We start from the raw sequence: 18,564 nt of genomic DNA on the forward strand, positions 1-18,564 counted from the left end.
GACAGTAGTTAGTAGGGTAAATGCCCGGTACCGCATAAGGCACAATAACAGGATTTTCATTAAGTGTTAATCCGTTTACAAAAAAGCAACATAAAAAATTGGCTGAATCGTTAAGAATGGTGTAGCGGCAAGGCGGAACGCAATTCAGGCTACCTAAAACCACCCTGAAACGGTTGATTTTCAAGCGCGAGATGCTGAATTTTCCAGCGACTTTTCAGCCATCAGATATAATTGTGTAATAAATCCTCACACTCTTTTTCCGGACCTACCGGGTGAATCCCCAATAAAAGTCAAAACTGTCTAACACGGGTGAATAATACTCGCGGCAACAGGAACGCCTCACGGCACAGCGCTTGTCTCGTTGGAGTCATTTTATGAAGTTGCCCCTTAAGCCACATCTGCTTGTCCTTTTGTGCAGTGTCGGGCTGTTTGCCGCCTCAGGCGTGATGTTCGTTAAAAGTCGTGCTACGGAGCCTGCAGTTCCGGCCCCCGTTGCACAGCAACCGTCAGCACCGGCTCCAGCGCCCGTAGCGGCCCCTGCCCCGGCCGACCAAACAGCGCCCGTCGTGGCACCAACCTACTCGGCAGCACAAATCGATCAGTGGGTTGCACCTATCGCACTCTATCCAGACTCGCTGCTGTCGCAAATTTTGATGGCCTCAACCTATCCGGCTAACGTCATCCAGGCCGCACAGTGGTCAAAAGACAATCCCAAAATGCAGGGCGATGCCGCCATTCAGGCCGTTGCCAGCCAGCCCTGGGATCCCAGCGTGAAATCGCTGGTCGCCTTTCCTCAGTTGATGTCGCTGATGGATGAAAATCCGCCGTGGGTACAAAGTCTGGGCGATGCTTTCCTTGCGCAGCCAAAAGATGTTATGGATTCCGTTCAACGCCTGCGTGCACTGGCGCAACAGACCGGTGCGTTGCAATCGACACCGCAGCAGACAGTCACCACCGTGACCAAAGCGGCGCCGGCTAAAACCGTCACCAGCGAGTCGACGACCAGTTCAGCGACCACAACAGCCACGACCGCCTCAACAAGCCCAACGGTAATCAAAATTGAATCCGCCGATCCGCAGGTGGTGTACGTTCCTACCTATAACCCGAATACGGTTTACGGTACCTGGCCGAACACCGCCTATCCGCCAACCTATCTGCCGCCAACGCCCGGCGAGCAGTTTGGTAACAGCTTCGTTAATGGTTTAGGCTTCAGCCTCGGTGTTGCCACAACCTATGCCATCTTCAGCAACATCGACTGGGATGACGACGACGATCACCATCATAATGATGACTGGGATAACCATGGCGGCTATAACCGTAATGGTGATAACAACATCAATATTAACGTTGATAACTTTAATAAAATCAGTGGACAACGACTGACAGACGCCAACCGTACCTGGCAGCACAACCCGGCCTATCGTGAGGGTGTGCCATACCCAAATAACCAGCTCAATAACCGCTTCCACTCCACTAACACGGCTACAGGTTTAAGTTCAACCCAGCAAAGACCGGTCAACCGTGATAGCCAACGCCAGGCTGCGATGAGCCAAATGGAAAAATCAACGGGAAAAACATTCCCGCAGACGGCGCGTACGGGCACGAAAGACGCCCAGCGTCAGGCATCCAGCCAACAGCTGAAGCAAATTTCCCAACGTAATAACTACCGTGGTTACGATACCAAACCGCAAACCGCGAAACGGACAAGCATACAGCAACGTGAAAATCGTCAGGCAGTCGCCCAGCGACAGGAGAAACGGGTCACGCAACCGGCGCAGCAACGCAATGTGCAACAGCGCAATCTTCAACAACGGACCAGCCAGCCACGCGCCAATGCGCTGAGCGGGAACGACAGTCGCTCCGCCAACTGGCAGGCGCAGCAACAGCGAGGGGCACAGAGCCGGCAGGTCGCCCGTAATCAGCCAGCACGCCAGCCTTCTGGCGGGCGTGCTGAACACCGTGAATTCCGTCATCGTTAAGGGAGCCGACATGAAAAATAAACTACTCAGTGGAATGGTGTTGTTCATGGTTTCGGCTGCCGCGATGGCACAACAATCCTTCAGCACACCAGACCAGGCGACCGATGCGCTGGCAAACGCGATTAGTGAGCAAAATGAAAGTGCAATGAGCAACCTGCTCGGGGAAAACTGGCGTGATTTTCTACCGCCAGAAGGCGTCGATCCTGATGCGGTTGATCGTTTCCTGCGCGACTGGAAGGTTCGCCATAATACCGTTGTCGACGGCAATACCGCGCATCTGGTGGTCGGGGATAGCGACTGGCAATTGCCAATCCCGGTCGTCAAAAACGCTTCAGGCTGGCAATTTGATATCAAGGAAGCGGCCGAAGAGATCCTGACCCGTGAGATTGGACGAAACGAACTCGCGGCTATCGAGGCGTTACACGCTTATGTAGATGCCCAGCAGAGCTATTTTGCGATGAACCAGAAATACGCGCAAAAGATTGTCAGTTCTGAAGGGAAAAAAGATGGTCTGTACTGGCCTGTTTCACCCGGCGAAGCGCCAAGCCCGCTCGGCCCGGCCTTTAGTCCACAGGAACCTGGCACGGGCTATCACGGCTATCATTTTCGTATCCTTCCCGACAAAACCAGCGGTTTTGCCATGGTGGCCTGGCCTGTTAGCTATGATCACACCGGCGTGATGAGTTTTATGATTAACGGTGATGATAAAGTCTATCAGGCCGATCTCGGCGTTGATTCTCAGCAAAAAGCACAGGCGTTAACCACATTCCATCCGGATAAAACCTGGCAGCCCGTAGCGCCCTGATACCAATTCGAAAGATTAGTTGGCCGGGTAAGGCGTAGCCGCCCCCCGGCAACCCACAGCAAATTACAGGATGTTAGCGACAGATTTCGCCAACTGAGCTTCCAGAACCGGCTTCGCTTCTTCGAACTTCAGATTCACTTTGTTAGCATTAGACACGACGCGAGTCTGATATTTTGCACGATCGCCTTGCGCGCTGCTGGTTTGCAACTTGATACCGGATGTCCCTTGACGCAACGCCGCAACGTTATCCGTTGTCACTTTCGCTTTGCTGCGTTCAGAGATCTGCAGGTCAGTGACCATGGTGTAGTTTACGTCTTCCACCATCGCATCCGCAGCCATGCCGATCAGCCCCGCCGCGATACCAACACCCAGCGCCGCACCAGAGGAGTTGCTATTATAGGCGGTAATCCCCGCACCCAACGCTGCGCCCATCGCGGCACCTTCATAACCCGTTTTCAGGAAGCCCTGAGCTTCACGCAGATCCATTTTGTCCGCTTTCAATACGTTCGCCTGTACCCAGTAATAAGCGCTGTCTGGTGAGCTGGTCACTTTATAACCTTTAGCGGACAAGTCATTTGCCAGCAGGGTTTGCAGGTTACTCATGTCTTTGTCAGAGGTATTTTTTACCTGAATGTAGACGGTCTTCTCGCTGGAAGGCTCCAGCCAGATGGTTTCACTCATCTGCGTTTTCACTTCAAGGTTACGTTTTTTAACGGCGGTGGTCATCGCGCCACAACCGGTCAGTGTCATTGTCGCGACAATCATGCCAACAACCGCGATTTTTTTTAAAGACATGTATTTTCCTTTTTTCGTGTAATAGAGAGTCCAGAGCCTCTTAACCGCGCGGCCAGTAGCCACACAATGGCGAAAAAAGTATCGGCAGTTGCGCAATTTTTTTTAGTGGAGATATCAATAAGATGACTACCAGAACTGGTAGTTTGGGATTGGCGACGCTCACGTCAGCGTGGATTTGTCTGACGTGAGCGGGAGAGTTAATTCTGATGCGGCATTAATTCAGGATAACCTTTAAACGCCGGCTTCGTGCTGGTAAGTGCTACTTCGTCAGCTCGAATGCTGCCAGAGTTTGTGGCCCACACACCTTCCTGTGTCTGGCTAATCTGCTGATGCTGCGCATTCAAATTTTGTCCCATTGCCGCAATATGCGTGCTTTCAGTGCCACCGCTGTTGGTAGCCCATGGAATGACGGCATCCTGTGCCAGTGCCATGCCGGAAATAAACACAGTAGTCATTACTGCTGCTTTTAAAAAACGTTTCATCATTTCCCCTCTCAATTTGTTATCACGCTATTAGTTTAGATGGTTATTAATTTCATCTAATGACAAGATACGGTGATTTATTTCTTGTGAAACAGTACGTTGATTTGGAATGGCGATTTCATGCGGTTCGGGCGTATCGTGCAGTACGGGAAAAAATATTTTCTGGCAATTCGGTGATTTACCTTAATTTTTGCCAGATTTTGACACTATTGTGTAACAAACACATAAAAAAAGCGGCCATTCAGCCGCTTTTTATCATTTTGGAAAAATTACTTTTTCTTCGCTTTCGGGTTCGGCAGGTCGGTGATGCTACCTTCGAACACTTCAGCTGCCAGACCAACGGACTCGTGCAGAGTCGGGTGAGCGTGGATGGTCAGCGCGATGTCTTCAGCGTCACAGCCCATTTCGATCGCCAGACCGATTTCACCCAGCAGCTCGCCGCCGTTGGTACCGACAATCGCACCACCGATCACACGGTGAGATTCTTTGTCGAAAATCAGTTTGGTCATACCGTCTGCGCAGTCAGAAGCGATAGCACGGCCAGAAGCAGCCCACGGGAAGGTGGCGGTTTCGTAGCTGATGCCTTTTTCTTTCGCTTCTTTCTCAGTCAGGCCAACCCATGCAACTTCTGGTTCAGTGTACGCGATGGATGGAATAACTTTCGGATCGAAGTAGTGTTTCTTACCGGCGATAACTTCAGCGGCAACGTGACCTTCGTGAACACCTTTGTGCGCCAGCATCGGCTGACCGACGATATCGCCAATAGCAAAGATGTGCGGCACGTTGGTGCGCAGCTGTTTGTCAACGCGGATGAAGCCACGGTCATCAACTTCAACGCCAGCTTTGCCCGCATCGAGGTTTTTACCGTTCGGTACACGACCGATAGCTACCAGCACAGCATCGTAACGCTGAGCTTCGGCAGGGGCTTTTTTGCCTTCCATGGAAACGTAGATACCGTCTTCTTTCGCTTCAACGGCGGTCACTTTGGTTTCCAGCATCAGGTTGAATTTCTTGCTGATGCGCTTGGTGAAGACTTTAACCACGTCTTTGTCGGCAGCTGGGATAACCTGGTCGAACATTTCAACCACGTCGATCTCTGAACCCAGTGCATGGTACACGGTACCCATTTCCAGACCGATAATACCGCCGCCCATAACCAGCAGGCGCTTAGGAACAGTTTTCAGTTCCAGCGCGTCAGTGGAGTCCCACACGCGCGGATCTTCGTGCGGAATGAACGGCAGTTCGATCGGACGGGAACCCGCCGCGATGATCGCGTTGTCGAAGTTGATTACGGTTTTGCCGTTTTCGCCTTCAACTTCCAGAGTGTTCGCCCCGGTAAATTTACCCAGACCGTTAACCACTTTCACTTTACGGCCTTTGGCCATACCAGCCAGACCGCCAGTCAGTTGAGTGATAACTTTTTCTTTCCAGGTACGAATCTTGTCGATATCGGTTTTCGGCTCGCCAAAAACGATACCGTGTTCAGCCAGCGCTTTGGCTTCTTCGATAACTTTTGCTACGTGCAGCAACGCTTTAGAAGGGATACAGCCGACGTTCAGACAAACACCACCGAGGGTGCTGTAACGTTCTACGATGACGGTCTCCAGACCTAAATCTGCGCAACGGAAGGCAGCAGAGTAACCTGCAGGGCCTGCCCCAAGTACCACGACCTGAGTTTTGATTTCAGTGCTCATCATGACCTCTTAATTTATACCCGTCGTCCACCGGGTCGTTCTATCCGCCCGTATTTTACAAAATTGTTAACAATTTTGAAACAACAAACGGCAACCGATTTGTCTTTCGCACAATAACCTCACTGACTTCATGAGATTACCAGAAAAAAGCCGGCCGTCGGGCCGGCTTTTTCGCTTACATCACCAGGCGGCGAATGTCAGACAGCATGTTGTTGATGATGGTGATAAAGCGCGCACCATCCGCACCGTCAATTACACGGTGGTCGAAGGAGAGCGAAATCGGCATCATCAGACGCGGCATAAACTCTTTACCGTTCCACACTGGCTCCATAGAGGACTTGGAGACACCGAGGATAGCCACTTCCGGCGCGTTCACAATCGGCGCGAAGTGGGTAGTACCCAGGCCACCGATGCTGGAGATGGTGAAGCAACCGCCCTGCATTTCGCCAGCAGTCAGCTTGCCATCACGCGCTTTCTTGGAGATCACGGTCAGTTCACGAGACAGCTCGGTAATGCTCTTCTTGTTCACGTCTTTGAAGACCGGAACAACCAGACCATTCGGAGTATCAACCGCTACACCGATGTTGATGTATTTCTTCAGGGTCAGGCGCTGACCGTCTTCAGACAGGGAGCTGTTGAAGCGCGGCATCTGTTCCAGAGCTGCGGCAACGGCTTTCATGATGAAGACTACTGGGGTGAATTTCACGTCCAGTTTACGTTTTTCAGCTTCGGCGTTCTGCTGTTTACGGAACGCTTCCAGATCGGTGATATCGGTCTTATCGAAGTGAGTAACGTGCGGGATCATCACCCAGTTACGGCTCAGGTTAGCACCAGAGATTTTCTGGATACGGCCCAGTTCCACTTCTTCGATTTCACCAAACTTGCTGAAGTCCACTTTCGGCCAAGGCAGCATGCCCGGGATACCGCCGCCTGCTGCTGCAGCCGGAGCCGCTTCAGCACGCTTGATAGCGTCTTTCACGTAAGCCTGAACGTCTTCACGCAGGATACGACCTTTACGGCCAGAACCTTTCACTTTCGCCAGGTTCACACCGAATTCGCGCGCCAGGCGACGAATCAGCGGTGTTGCATGAACGTAAGCGTCGTTTTCAGCAAACTCAGATTTGCCTTCCGCTTTCGCGGCCGGAGCTGCGGCTTGCGCAGGCGCTGGTGCTGCGGCCGGAGCCGGAGCAGCTGCTTGTGCTGGAGCGGCTGCAGGTGCTGCGCCTTCGACTTCGAAGACCATAATCAGAGAACCGGTTTTAACTTTGTCGCCGGTGCTGATTTTGATTTCTTTCACGGTGCCCGCGAACGGTGCCGGAACTTCCATTGACGCTTTATCGCCTTCAACGGTGATCAGTGATTGCTCAGCGGCAATTTTATCGCCCACTTTAACCATCACTTCAGTGACTTCGACTTCGTCACCGCCGATATCCGGTACGTTAACTTCTTTCGAGCCGGAAGCAGCCGGAGCCGCCGCTGCTGCTGGAGCAGCCGCCTGAGCCGGTGCAGCAGCAGGCGCTGCGCCCGCTACTTCGAAGACCATAATCAGGGAACCGGTAGACACTTTGTCGCCGGTGTTGATTTTGATCTCTTTAACGGTACCCGCGAACGGTGCCGGAACTTCCATTGACGCTTTGTCACCTTCAACGGTGATCAGAGACTGTTCAGCCGCAACGGTGTCGCCCACTTTAACCATGATCTCGGTAACTTCAACTTCGTCGCTGCCGATGTCCGGTACGTGTACGTCTTTCGCCGCCGCAGCAGCAGGTGCTGCTGCCGGAGCCGCTTCTTTCTTCTCTTCTGCCGGAGCAGGTGCAGCTGCTGCTGCACCGTCGGCGGAATCGAAAATCATGATCAGTTTGCCGGTCTCAGTTTTATCGCCAACAGAGACTTTGATCTCTTTAACGATACCAGCCTGAGGAGACGGAACTTCCATAGAGGCTTTGTCGCCTTCTACGGTGATCAGCGACTGTTCAGCTTCAACTTTGTCGCCCACTTTGACCAGGATCTCGGTGATTTCAACTTCATCAGCCCCGATGTCCGGTACATTGATTTCGATAGCCATTATTCTTTTACCTCTTACGCCAGACGCGGGTTAACTTTATCTGCATCGATGTTGAATTTGGTGATTGCGTCTGCAACCACTTTCTTATCGATTTCGCCACGTTTAGCCAGTTCGCCCAGGGCCGCTACAACCACGTAGGAAGCATCAACTTCGAAGTGGTGACGCAGGTTTTCACGGCTGTCAGAGCGACCGAAACCGTCGGTACCCAGTACGCGATAATCATCAGCCGGTACATAAGTACGAACCTGTTCGGCAAACAGTTTCATATAGTCAGTAGATGCTACTGCCGGAGCGTCGTTCATCACCTGAGCGATGTACGGAACGCGCGGAGTTTCCATCGGGTGCAGCATGTTCCAGCGCTCACAATCCTGGCCATCACGCGCCAGTTCAGTGAAGGAGGTTACGCTGTAAACGTCAGAACCTACACCGTAGTCGTTCGCCAGGATCTGTGCTGCTTCACGGACGTGACGCAGGATAGAACCGGAGCCCAGCAGCTGAACTTTACCTTTCTTACCTTCGAGGGTTTCGAGTTTGTAGATACCTTTACGGATACCTTCCTCGGCACCTGCTGGCATTGCCGGCATGTGGTAGTTTTCGTTCAGCGTGGTGATGTAGTAGTAAACGTTCTCTTGTTTCTCACCGTACATACGCTCCAGACCATCGTGCATGATGACCGCAACTTCGTACGCGTAAGACGGATCGTAAGAGATACAGTTCGGGATAGTCAGAGACTGAATATGGCTGTGACCATCTTCGTGCTGCAGACCTTCACCGTTCAGCGTCGTACGACCGGAAGTACCACCAATCAGGAAGCCACGAGCCTGTTGGTCGCCTGCCTGCCAGCACAGGTCACCGATACGCTGGAACCCGAACATGGAGTAGTAGATGTAGAACGGAATCATCGGCAGATCGTTGGTGCTGTAAGAGGTCGCAGCAGCCAGCCAAGATGCGCCAGCACCCAGTTCGTTGATACCTTCCTGCAGGATCTGACCTTTCTCGTCTTCTTTATAGTAAGCAACCTGCTCACGGTCCTGCGGGGTGTACTGCTGACCGTTCGGGCTGTAGATACCGATCTGACGGAACAGACCTTCCATACCGAAAGTACGTGCTTCGTCAGCGATGATCGGAACCAGACGATCTTTGATCGACTTGTTCTTCAGCATCACGTTCAGGGCACGAACGAAAGCGATAGTGGTGGAGATTTCTTTGTTCTGCTCTTCCAGCAGCGCACCGAAGTCTTCCAGAGCCGGCAGTTCCAGCTTCTCAGTGAAGTTCGGCTGACGAGCTGGCAGGTAGCCATGCAGTTTCTGACGCTGAGCGTGCAGATAAGTGTGCTCTTCAGAACCTTCCGGGAAGGTGATGTAAGACAGGTTTTCAACCTGCTCATCGGTCACAGGAACGTTGAAACGGTCGCGGATATAACGCACGCCGTCCATGTTCATTTTCTTAACCTGGTGAGCGATGTTTTTACCTTCAGCGGTGTCACCCATGCCGTAACCTTTGATGGTATGGGCCAGGATTACAGTTGCTTTGCCTTTGGTTTCCTGCGCTTTTTTCAGTGCAGCGTAAACTTTCTTCGGATCGTGACCACCGCGGTTCAGAGACCAAATCTGCTCATCAGTCCAGTCAGCAACCAGTGCTGCGGTTTCCGGGTATTTACCGAAGAAGTGCTCACGTACATATGCGCCATCTTTGGATTTGAAGGTCTGGTAGTCGCCGTCAACGGTTTCGTTCATCAGCTGGATCAGTTTACCGCTGGTGTCTTTACGCAGCAGCTCATCCCAACGACCGCCCCACATGACTTTGATAACGTTCCAGCCAGCGCCCGCGAAGATGCCTTCCAGTTCGTTAACAATCTTGCCGTTACCGGTTACCGGGCCGTCAAGACGCTGCAGGTTACAGTTGATAACAAAGACCAGGTTGTCCAGTTTTTCACGGGTCGCGATGGTGATCGCACCTTTTGATTCTGGCTCATCCATCTCGCCGTCGCCCAGGAAGGCGTAAACGGTTTGTTTAGAGGTATCTTTCAGACCACGGTGTTCCAGATATTTCAGGAATTTAGCCTGGTAGATAGCACCGATTGGGCCCAGACCCATAGATACGGTCGGGAACTGCCAGAATTCTGGCATCAGTTTCGGGTGCGGGTAGGAAGACAGGCCTTTGCCATGTACTTCCTGACGGAAGTTGTTCATCTGCTCTTCAGTCAGACGACCTTCCAGGAATGCGCGTGCGTAGATGCCCGGAGAGATGTGACCCTGGAAGTACACCAGATCGCCGCCATCTTGCTCGTTGCGTGCACGGAAGAAGTGGTTGAAGCAAACATCATATACCGTTGCGGAGGACTGGAAGGATGCCATGTGGCCACCCAGCTCGAGGTCCTTTTTAGACGCGCGCAGTACGGTCATGATGGCGTTCCAACGGATAGCAGAACGAATACGACGTTCCAGCTCCAGATTGCCCGGGTATTCCGGTTCATCTTCAACGGCAATAGTGTTTACATAATTGCTGGCCCCTGCACCTGCCGCTACTTTCACGCCGCCTTTGCGGGCTTCTGAAAGCAGTTGGTCGATCAGATACTGAGCACGCTCAACACCTTCTTCACGGATGACCGATTCGATCGCCTGTAGCCAGTCGCGAGTTTCGATCGGATCCACGTCATTTGGGAAACGTTCTGACATGGGGGTATTCCTTATCTATCTAATACGTTGAGTTATCTGGAACCTGTCCCATTACGTTCTCGCCAGAGAGCGTAATAAGACAGGTTCTGCGTTTAGTTGCCGCGCACTTTATATGGCGCTTGATTTACAACATCTTCTGGTTAACGTTCTGCCAGAAAAATCACTAATTCTTTCGTTGCTCCAGACGGCGTAAGGCGCGTTCACGACGGCTTTCCTCACGGCTTCTGTCCAGCAGAATCTCTTCGATAAACGCCAAGTGACGGTGGGACGCTTCACGCGCCTCTTCCGGCTTCCCGGCAATAATTGCTTCAAAAATACGGGTACGGTGACTGCTAACCAGTGGCAGCATTTCACGACGCGCATACAGCAATTCGAAGTTTTGCCGAACGTTCTGGGCCAGCATCGGCTCCATACACCTTAGCAAATGGAGCAGCACCACATTATGTGCCGCTTCGGTGACAGCAATTTGATACTGGAGTACTGCATCAGATTCACCGTCAAGATCGCCGGACTGTTGAGCAAGCTCGATCGCATGGTGGAGTTCACGGATACGCGTTTTGTCTTCATCCGTGCTGCGCAGTGCAGCGTAATAAGCTGCAATACCTTCCAGCGCATGGCGCGTCTCAAGCAGGTCAAACTGGGATTCAGGATGGTCGGAGAGCAGCTCTACCAGTGGGTCGCTAAAGCTCTGCCACAGGCTGCTCTGAACAAAAGTGCCACCGCCCTGACGACGAAGCAGTAACCCCTTCGCTTCAAGGCGTTGGATCGCCTCGCGTAAGGAGGGGCGGGAGACGTCGAACTGTTTTGCCAGCTCGCGTTCCGGTGGGAGTTTTTCTCCGGGGCGAAGTGTCCCCTCAAGAATTAAAAACTCCAGCTGCTGCTCAATCACATCGGAGAGTTTTGGTTGGCGGATTTTGCTGTAGGCCATGATTTCCTGTCTTAAGCCATTTGCCCGGAGTCAATTGGTCTTACCAATTTCATGTTCTTGACGCTAAAGTAACAAAGTATTCACCTTCTGTCCATACAGGTTTTGATTGAAATCAGTAAAGGAGGCATATTTTAACAACATTACAGAAATAACGTTTCAAACATGTAACTATGCACAAATGTTAAATTTACCCACCTCGAGGTAGTTTTAACGGAATTGAAACGAAAAATTATCTCATCTGAACCGATTCACCTGCTTATTTATCGATACTTAAATCACTATTAATGAATAGAAATTCAAAATAGAAATTTTGTGGTAGATAAACTCGCATTTACAAATGGTTTCTTTTTATTCAACTCGTCATCTCCCCCGCATAAAGCAGGTGCATTCGCGCTCACATATCATTATTCTGATCAAGACAAAAGCATTAAGGCAACATTTCATTAAAAGCATCTGTAAACAAATTAATACAACAAACGGAATTGCAAACTTACACACGCATTGCTGCGTAGTTCAAAAAATAAGTACTCGAAATATGAAGAGTAAAACCACACACGAGGTTTCATGATGGAAAGTCAACAGCATGGCGATCAGCTCAAGCGCGGTCTTAAGAACCGCCATATACAGCTAATCGCACTGGGTGGCGCGATTGGTACCGGGTTATTCCTCGGTAGCGCATCCGTTATCCAGTCTGCAGGACCGGGGATTATTCTGGGTTACGCTATTGCCGGCTTTATCGCCTTTTTGATTATGCGTCAGTTAGGTGAAATGGTGGTTGAAGAGCCGGTAGCAGGCTCCTTTAGCCACTTTGCTTATAAATACTGGGGCAGTTTCGCGGGTTTCGCCTCTGGCTGGAACTACTGGGTACTGTACGTGCTGGTTGCCATGGCTGAGCTGACTGCAGTCGGTAAATATATCCAGTTCTGGTACCCGGAGATCCCAACCTGGGCCTCTGCTGCAGCCTTCTTCGTGATTATCAACGCCATTAACCTGACCAACGTGAAAGTGTTTGGTGAGATGGAGTTCTGGTTCGCCATTATTAAAGTCATTGCTGTCGTCGCGATGATCATCTTCGGCGGCTGGCTGCTGTTCAGCGGCAACGGCGGGCCGCAGGCCAGCGTCAGCAATCTGTGGAACCAGGGGGGCTTCCTGCCGCATGGCTTCAACGGTCTGGTGATGATGATGGCGATTATCATGTTCTCTTTCGGTGGACTGGAGCTGGTTGGGATCACCGCAGCAGAAGCGGATAACCCGGAGCAAAGCATTCCCAAAGCAACCAACCAGGTTATCTACCGTATCCTGATTTTCTATGTGGGTTCGCTGGCGGTTCTGCTTTCCCTGATGCCGTGGACGCGCGTTACGGCTGATACCAGCCCGTTTGTCCTTATTTTCCACGAACTGGGCGACACGTTTGTTGCTAATGCCCTGAACATCGTGGTGCTGACTGCTGCCCTTTCTGTCTATAACAGCTGTGTGTACTGCAACAGCCGTATGCTGTTCGGTCTGGCACAGCAGGGCAATGCGCCGAAAGCGCTGATGAACGTCGACAAACGCGGCGTGCCGGTGAACACCATTCTGGTTTCCGCACTGGTGACGGCTCTGTGCGTGCTGATCAACTACCTGGCGCCAGAATCTGCCTTTGGCCTGTTGATGGCGCTGGTAGTTTCCGCACTGGTGATCAACTGGGCAATGATTAGCCTTGCGCACATGAAGTTCCGCAAAGCCAAACAGCAGCAGGGTGTTACCACCCGCTTCCCGGCGCTGCTCTATCCGCTGGGTAACTGGGTGTGCCTGATTTTCATGGCTGCAGTACTGGTGATTATGCTGATGACGCCGGGCATGGCGATCTCGGTGTACTTAATCCCGGTATGGATTGCTATTCTTGGCATTGGTTACCTGTTCAAACAGAAAACGGCCGGCACGGTTAAAGCACATTAATTTTTCCTCCCCCACCTGCGCCAGGTGGGGGTTGTTACCTGCCTCACACTTTCCCACTCACGACTGTTTAGTCCATATCAGCGGCGTTATCCTGCAACGCAAAAACACCGGTACCAGACAATAATTCTCTCCATATTTCATTCATGGAGTGCAGTTGATGGAAACCAGTAAGCTCACGGTGAAAGAAAAGATTGGCTATGGAATGGGCGACGCCGGATGCAACATCATCTTTGGCGCCATCATGTTGTTTGTTAACTATTTTTACACAGACATTTTTGGTCTGGCGCCTGCTCTGGTCGGCGTATTACTGCTCTCAGTACGCGTTATTGATGCCGTTACTGATCCCATTATGGGCGCAATGGCCGACCGTACGCGCAGCAAATATGGTCGATTTCGTCCATGGCTTTTGTGGATGGCTTTCCCGTACGCATTATTCAGCGTACTGATGTTTACCACCCCAGAATGGACATATAACAGCAAAGTTATCTATGCTTTTGTCACTTACTTCCTGCTCTCTATCACCTATACGGCGATCAATATCCCCTATTGCTCTCTCGGCAGCGTCATCACCAACGATCCGCAAGAACGCGTCGCCTGCCAGTCATATCGCTTTGTATTGGTAGGCATTGCAACTCTGCTGCTGTCACTCACCCTGCTCCCCATGGCCGACTGGTTCGGCGGGGAAGACAAAGCCAAAGGGTATCAAATGGCGATGGCGGTACTGGCCTTCATCGGCATGTGTATGTTCCTGTTCTGCTTTGCAACCGTCCGTGAGCGTGTCCGTCCTGCCGTCCCGACCAATGACGATTTAAAAGCCGATCTAAAAGATGTGTGGAAGAACGATCAGTGGGTAAAAATTCTGCTGTTAACCCTGTGCAACGTCTGTCCGGGTTTTATTCGCATGGCTGCCACCATGTACTACGTGACCTGGGTTATGCAGCAGAGTACACAATTTGCGACGTTGTTTATCAGCCTTGGCGTTGTAGGCATGATGATCGGCAGCATGTTGGCGAAGGTGTTAACCGATCGCTGGTGCAAACTGAAAGTGTTCTTCTGGACCAATATCATCCTGGCGATTTTCTCCGCCGCGTTTTACTTCTTCGATCCGAAAGCCACCATGATGATTATGGTGCTCTACTTCCTGCTCAACATCCTGCATCAGATCCCATCCCCGCTGCACTGGTCGCTGATGGCGGATGTCGATGACTATGGCGAGTGGAAAACCGGTAAACGTATCACCGGAATCAGCTTCTCCGGTAACCTGTTCTTCCTGAAACTGGGTCTGGCGATTGCCGGAGCGATGGTCGGCTTCCTGCTCTCCTGGTACGGCTACGACGCTGGGGCGAAAGCGCAAAGCGACTCCGCCATTAACGGTATTATGCTGCTGTTTACCATCATACCTGGCGCAGGCTACCTGATTACTGCAGGCGTGGTTCGTCTGCTGAAAGTTGACCGCGAGTTTATGCAGCAAATCCAGACAGATTTAGAAAAGCGCCGCGCCAACTACCGTGAACTGAATGAATACCACGATATAAAAACGACTGAAACCGTAAGGAAAGCCTAATGAATCAGTGGCCAAATCCCTTTATTGAACAGCGTGCCGATCCGTTTATCTTACGTGACGGTAGCCACTACTATTTCATTGCTTCAGTACCTGAATATGACCGGCTGGAGATACGCCGGGCCGACTCGCTGGAAGGGTTGCGCACCGCCGCCCCGGTTATCATCTGGCGCAAGCCAGAAAGCGGCCCCATGAGCCAACTCATCTGGGCGCCCGAAATCCATCATCTGGCAGGCAAGTGGTACATCTATTTTGCCGCCACCCACACACAGTCGCTCGACAAGCTGGGGATGTTCCAGCATCGCATGTTTGCGCTCGAATGTGCCGACGCCGATCCGCTGACCGGAAAGTGGACGGAGAAAGGTCAGATTAAAACGCAGTTTGATACCTTTGCGCTCGATGCCACCACCTTTAACCATCAGGGAAAACAGTGGTATCTATGGGCGCAGAAATCGCCCGATATCGCCGGAAACTCCAATATCTATCTCGCAGAACTGGAAAATCCATGGACGATTAAAGGCGAGCCGGTCATGCTAAGCCATCCTGAATATGACTGGGAATGCCGGGGTTTTTGGGTCAACGAAGGTCCTGCCGTCATGGTTCACGGCGACAAGTTGTTTATCAGCTATTCCGCCAGCGCTACTGATGAGAACTACTGTATGGGATTATTGTGGATTGACTTAGACGCAGATCCGCTCAACCCGCAGAACTGGCACAAATCACCGCGCCCGGTCTTTACCACCAGCTATGAAAACCGCCAGTTTGGGCCAGGACACAACAGCTTTACGCAAACGCCAGAAGGTGAAGATGTGCTGGTGTATCACGCGAGAAATTACACCGAAATCGAGGGCGATCCGCTGTACGACCCAAACCGCCACACTCGTCTGAAGCTCGTGCGTTGGGACGAAAACGGCATGCCAGATTTTGGCATCCCGCCTGCTGATACGAACTAAACCGTTGCACTGCCCGGTGGCGCTAACGCTTACCGGGCCTACACGTTTTTCAATTGTAGGCCGGATAAGCGTTAGCGCCATCCGGCACAACGCTATACTAATGCCCCATAAATGGTCAGCAACGCAATAATCACCACCACCACAAACGAGGTCTTCTTCGCCATCGAAACAGCCGCTTTTGGCGTTTCGACTTTATCGGTATGAGGTTCGCGCGCCAGCGAGAACTGCGCCAGACGCGTAAGCACCTGATATTGCGACGTGTGCAGATCAGCAAGCGACGCAAACCAGGCTGGCAACGCCTTCTCGCCGTGTCCCAGCAGCGAATAGACCACGCCCGCCAGACGCACCGGGATCCAGTCCAGCACATGCAGGATCGCATCAATACCCGATTGCAGACGCTGGTGCGGTGTCTGGTAACGCGCCAGCCAGGACTGCCAGGCACGTAAAAAGGCATAACCAACCAGCGTCACAGGTCCCCACGGGCCACCGACAATCAGCCAGAATAACGGCGCCAGGTAAAAGCGAAAGTTGTTCCATAACAGCGCGTTCTGCAGTTCACGCAGGAACTCACGCTCATCACAGTCCGGCGGAACACCATGGATAAGCGTCAGCTCGCTGGCCATCGCCTCACGAGCGTGAGCATCATCGCGAGCAGCCGCGTTCAGGTAAGCGTGATAGTGAAGGCGTGCCTTGCCTGCGCCGATGCACAGCAAGCCAATTAAGATCCACGCCACCAGCAACGGAACGTTAAACAGCAGCCCATGAAGTGCGCGCAGTAGCAGAAACGTCACTCCCATCGCAATAAGAGTCATGCCTACCGTACGCATCATCGAGAAATGCTTAATCCGGCGGAAAAAAGCTTCAACCCGGTGATCAAGCTGCCAGTGCTCACCCAGCTTAAACAGGCGTTCAACAATCAACACCAGTAATGTTGTAAACAGCGTCATGTCATCTCCTTGTGCGACGAGGGGGTGACCAGGGCGCGAAACCTTGCCCAGTCAAATGAGGGCCCGGGATCGGTCTTACGCTCGGGCGCAATATTGCAATGTCCTGTCATATTGTTAGCAATAGCCGGATAACGCGTAATCAGGGCATTGGTCACGGCTGCTAGTTGCTGGTACTGCGCGTCGGTATAGGCCAGCGTATCCGTCCCTTCCAGCTCAATACCAATTGAGAAATCATTACAGCGTTCACGGCCCTGATAGCTCGAGACGCCGGCATGCCAGGCGCGTTTATCAAAGGGGACATACTGCACGATTTCACCATCACGGCGAATTAAACAATGGGCCGAAACGCGCAAATGGGCGATTCCGGCAAAATAAGGATGGGCGTTGGGATCAATCGTGCCAGTGAACAGCGCGTCTATCCACGGGCCGCCAAACTCGCCGGGCGGCAGGCTGATATTATGCACCACCAGCAGAGAAGGGTTTTCGTCATCCGGGCGGCAATCGTAATGCGGAGAGGGAACGCGTCGCGCCTCTGCCAGCCAGCCCTCGTCTAACAACATGCAGAATCTCCTTATTGGTGGTGCTCATATCAGGTTCAGGGTAGCATGTTTCCACCTTATGATTCGTTAGCAATTTGGAGTTTTATCATGCCGCCTCGCCGCTATAACCCTGACTACCGACGTGACGCGCTGTTGGAACGCATAAATCTCGATATCCCTGCCGCTGTCGCTCAGGCGCTGCGTGAAGATTTAGGCGGAGAAGTTGATGCCAATAACGATATCACCGCACAGCTTTTACCCGAAGACATGCGCTCCCACGCTACCGTAATTACCCGCGAAGATGGCGTTTTTTGTGGGAAACGTTGGGTGGAAGAGGTCTTTATTCAACTGGCTGGCGATGATGTAAACATCACCTGGCATGTCGAAGATGGCGACAGCATTAAGGCTAATCAGCCACTGTTTGAACTGGACGGCCCTTCCCGCGTGTTACTGACCGGTGAACGTACCGCGCTTAATTTTGTGCAGACGCTTTCAGGTGTAGCAAGCGAGGTGCGTAAATACGTCGACCTGTTAGCGGGGACCAAGACCCAACTGCTGGATACGCGTAAAACCCTGCCAGGGCTGCGTACCGCGCTAAAATACGCCGTATTGTGCGGCGGCGGTGCGAATCATCGTTTGGGGCTGTCCGACGCTTTCCTGATTAAAGAAAACCACATTATTGCTTCCGGCTCGGTACGTCAGGCCGTAGAAAAAGCATTCTGGTTGCACCCAGATGTGCCGGTTGAAGTCGAAGTAGAAAGCCTGAATGAGCTGGACGACGCGCTGAAAGCCGGAGCCGACATCATCATGCTCGATAACTTCGAAACCGACCAAATGCGCGAAGCGGTAAAACGCACAAACGGCCAGGCGCGTCTGGAAGTCTCGGGCAATGTCACCCATGAAACGCTGCGCGAATTTGCCGAAACCGGCGTGGATTTCATATCTGTTGGCGCGCTGACCAAACATGTTCGCGCACTCGATCTCTCCATGCGTTTTCGCTAATTGCTGATTGTATTGCCCGATGGTGCTTCGCTTATCGGGCATCCAACACAGGTTTATTCTGTAAGCCGGATACGGCATTTACGCCGCCATCCGGCAGTTTCTGCGAGCCTCTTAGCAAATACATTGTCTGATTCTGTAATTTCGTAAAAGTCCTCGGAATCCGCCTTCCCATTCTGTTTTTTGTCTCTCGCCGTCCTC

At 52.1% G+C, this 18,564-nt stretch carries 14 protein-coding genes; 6 read left to right on the forward strand and 8 right to left on the reverse strand.

The window, feature by feature from the left end:
- The first annotated feature begins 374 nt into the window (after positions 1–374).
- Together OGV74_RS21390 and OGV74_RS21395 are read left to right on the forward strand one after the other, a co-directional pair.
- The gene (locus OGV74_RS21390) at positions 375–1,979 is read left to right on the forward strand and encodes a DUF3300 domain-containing protein (RefSeq protein WP_086504919.1); all 1,605 of its coding nucleotides are present in this window, start codon (positions 375–377) and stop codon (positions 1,977–1,979) included.
- A gap of 10 nt (positions 1,980–1,989) precedes the next feature.
- Positions 1,990–2,784 (forward strand): DUF2950 family protein, encoded by a 795-nt coding sequence (locus tag OGV74_RS21395; protein WP_016149562.1) that lies wholly within the window; start codon positions 1,990–1,992, stop codon positions 2,782–2,784.
- Between the two features lie 63 nt (positions 2,785–2,847).
- On the opposite strand, the gene traT is transcribed toward OGV74_RS21395, so the two are convergent.
- The 6 genes from traT to pdhR form a co-directional block, all read right to left on the reverse strand.
- Positions 2,848–3,579 carry a complement resistance protein TraT gene (gene traT / locus OGV74_RS21400; RefSeq protein ID WP_003837465.1) on the reverse strand — a complete coding sequence of 244 codons (732 nt, stop codon included), beginning with the start codon at positions 3,577–3,579 and terminating at the stop codon, positions 2,848–2,850.
- A 197-nt stretch (positions 3,580–3,776) separates the two neighbouring features.
- Complete coding sequence (locus OGV74_RS21405; protein ID WP_060855471.1) at positions 3,777–4,061, reverse strand: hypothetical protein; 285 nt, start codon at positions 4,059–4,061, stop codon at positions 3,777–3,779.
- Positions 4,062–4,330: 269 nt separating this feature from the next.
- Entirely contained in the window at positions 4,331–5,755 is a 1,425-nt protein-coding gene (gene lpdA, locus OGV74_RS21410; RefSeq protein WP_003018686.1) for a dihydrolipoyl dehydrogenase, read from the reverse strand.
- Between the two features lie 175 nt (positions 5,756–5,930).
- Complete coding sequence (gene aceF / locus OGV74_RS21415; protein WP_086504918.1) at positions 5,931–7,820, reverse strand: pyruvate dehydrogenase complex dihydrolipoyllysine-residue acetyltransferase; 1,890 nt, start codon at positions 7,818–7,820, stop codon at positions 5,931–5,933.
- 14 nt (positions 7,821–7,834) lie between these two features.
- Entirely contained in the window at positions 7,835–10,498 is a 2,664-nt protein-coding gene (aceE, locus tag OGV74_RS21420) for a pyruvate dehydrogenase (acetyl-transferring), homodimeric type (protein ID WP_003837462.1), read from the reverse strand.
- Positions 10,499–10,661: 163 nt separating this feature from the next.
- A complete protein-coding gene (gene pdhR / locus OGV74_RS21425) occupies positions 10,662–11,426 on the reverse strand; it encodes a pyruvate dehydrogenase complex transcriptional repressor PdhR (RefSeq protein WP_003018699.1) in 765 nt (254 codons plus the stop codon).
- Between the two features lie 564 nt (positions 11,427–11,990).
- Between pdhR and aroP the strand changes: the two genes are divergently transcribed.
- The 3 genes from aroP to OGV74_RS21440 all read left to right on the forward strand — a co-directional run bounded on the left by aroP (position 11,991) and on the right by OGV74_RS21440 (position 15,878).
- Positions 11,991–13,364 carry an aromatic amino acid transporter AroP gene (aroP, locus tag OGV74_RS21430; RefSeq protein ID WP_086504917.1) on the forward strand — a complete coding sequence of 458 codons (1,374 nt, stop codon included), beginning with the start codon at positions 11,991–11,993 and terminating at the stop codon, positions 13,362–13,364.
- A gap of 157 nt (positions 13,365–13,521) precedes the next feature.
- Entirely contained in the window at positions 13,522–14,928 is a 1,407-nt protein-coding gene (locus tag OGV74_RS21435; RefSeq protein WP_003018705.1) for a glycoside-pentoside-hexuronide (GPH):cation symporter, read from the forward strand.
- Positions 14,928–15,878, forward strand: coding sequence for a glycoside hydrolase family 43 protein (locus tag OGV74_RS21440; RefSeq protein ID WP_016149559.1), 951 nt, complete (start codon positions 14,928–14,930; stop codon positions 15,876–15,878). Before OGV74_RS21435 ends, OGV74_RS21440 begins: the two co-directional genes overlap by 1 nt.
- 92 nt (positions 15,879–15,970) lie before the next feature.
- Here OGV74_RS21440 and ampE read toward each other — a convergent pair whose 3' ends face one another.
- Both ampE and ampD read right to left on the reverse strand, forming a co-directional pair.
- On the reverse strand, positions 15,971–16,825 hold the full coding sequence (gene ampE / locus OGV74_RS21445) for a beta-lactamase regulator AmpE (RefSeq protein ID WP_016149558.1): 855 nt from the start codon (positions 16,823–16,825) through the stop codon (positions 15,971–15,973).
- Complete coding sequence (gene ampD, locus OGV74_RS21450; protein ID WP_003018719.1) at positions 16,822–17,385, reverse strand: 1,6-anhydro-N-acetylmuramyl-L-alanine amidase AmpD; 564 nt, start codon at positions 17,383–17,385, stop codon at positions 16,822–16,824. The genes ampE and ampD overlap by 4 nt, the downstream gene beginning before the upstream one ends.
- 87 nt (positions 17,386–17,472) lie before the next feature.
- On the opposite strand from ampD, the gene nadC reads away from it, so the two are divergent.
- Positions 17,473–18,366, forward strand: coding sequence for a carboxylating nicotinate-nucleotide diphosphorylase (gene nadC, locus OGV74_RS21455; RefSeq protein ID WP_032948531.1), 894 nt, complete (start codon positions 17,473–17,475; stop codon positions 18,364–18,366).
- Positions 18,367–18,564 lie beyond the last annotated feature (198 nt).

The sequence above is a fragment of the Citrobacter sp. Cf116 genome, assembly GCF_030336505.1.
GTDB lineage: Bacteria > Pseudomonadota > Gammaproteobacteria > Enterobacterales > Enterobacteriaceae > Citrobacter > Citrobacter freundii.

Coding starts and splice junctions, on each gene's coding strand:
- OGV74_RS21390 (WP_086504919.1), top strand. CDS start 375: ATGAAGTTGCCCCTTAAGCCACATCTGCTTGTCCTTTTGTGCAGTGTC.
- OGV74_RS21395 (WP_016149562.1), top strand. CDS start 1,990: ATGAAAAATAAACTACTCAGTGGAATGGTGTTGTTCATGGTTTCGGCT.
- traT (WP_003837465.1), bottom strand. CDS start 3,579: ATGTCTTTAAAAAAAATCGCGGTTGTTGGCATGATTGTCGCGACAATG.
- OGV74_RS21405 (WP_060855471.1), bottom strand. CDS start 4,061: ATGAAACGTTTTTTAAAAGCAGCAGTAATGACTACTGTGTTTATTTCC.
- lpdA (WP_003018686.1), bottom strand. CDS start 5,755: ATGAGCACTGAAATCAAAACTCAGGTCGTGGTACTTGGGGCAGGCCCT.
- aceF (WP_086504918.1), bottom strand. CDS start 7,820: ATGGCTATCGAAATCAATGTACCGGACATCGGGGCTGATGAAGTTGAA.
- aceE (WP_003837462.1), bottom strand. CDS start 10,498: ATGTCAGAACGTTTCCCAAATGACGTGGATCCGATCGAAACTCGCGAC.
- pdhR (WP_003018699.1), bottom strand. CDS start 11,426: ATGGCCTACAGCAAAATCCGCCAACCAAAACTCTCCGATGTGATTGAG.
- aroP (WP_086504917.1), top strand. CDS start 11,991: ATGATGGAAAGTCAACAGCATGGCGATCAGCTCAAGCGCGGTCTTAAG.
- OGV74_RS21435 (WP_003018705.1), top strand. CDS start 13,522: ATGGAAACCAGTAAGCTCACGGTGAAAGAAAAGATTGGCTATGGAATG.
- OGV74_RS21440 (WP_016149559.1), top strand. CDS start 14,928: ATGAATCAGTGGCCAAATCCCTTTATTGAACAGCGTGCCGATCCGTTT.
- ampE (WP_016149558.1), bottom strand. CDS start 16,825: ATGACGCTGTTTACAACATTACTGGTGTTGATTGTTGAACGCCTGTTT.
- ampD (WP_003018719.1), bottom strand. CDS start 17,385: ATGTTGTTAGACGAGGGCTGGCTGGCAGAGGCGCGACGCGTTCCCTCT.
- nadC (WP_032948531.1), top strand. CDS start 17,473: ATGCCGCCTCGCCGCTATAACCCTGACTACCGACGTGACGCGCTGTTG.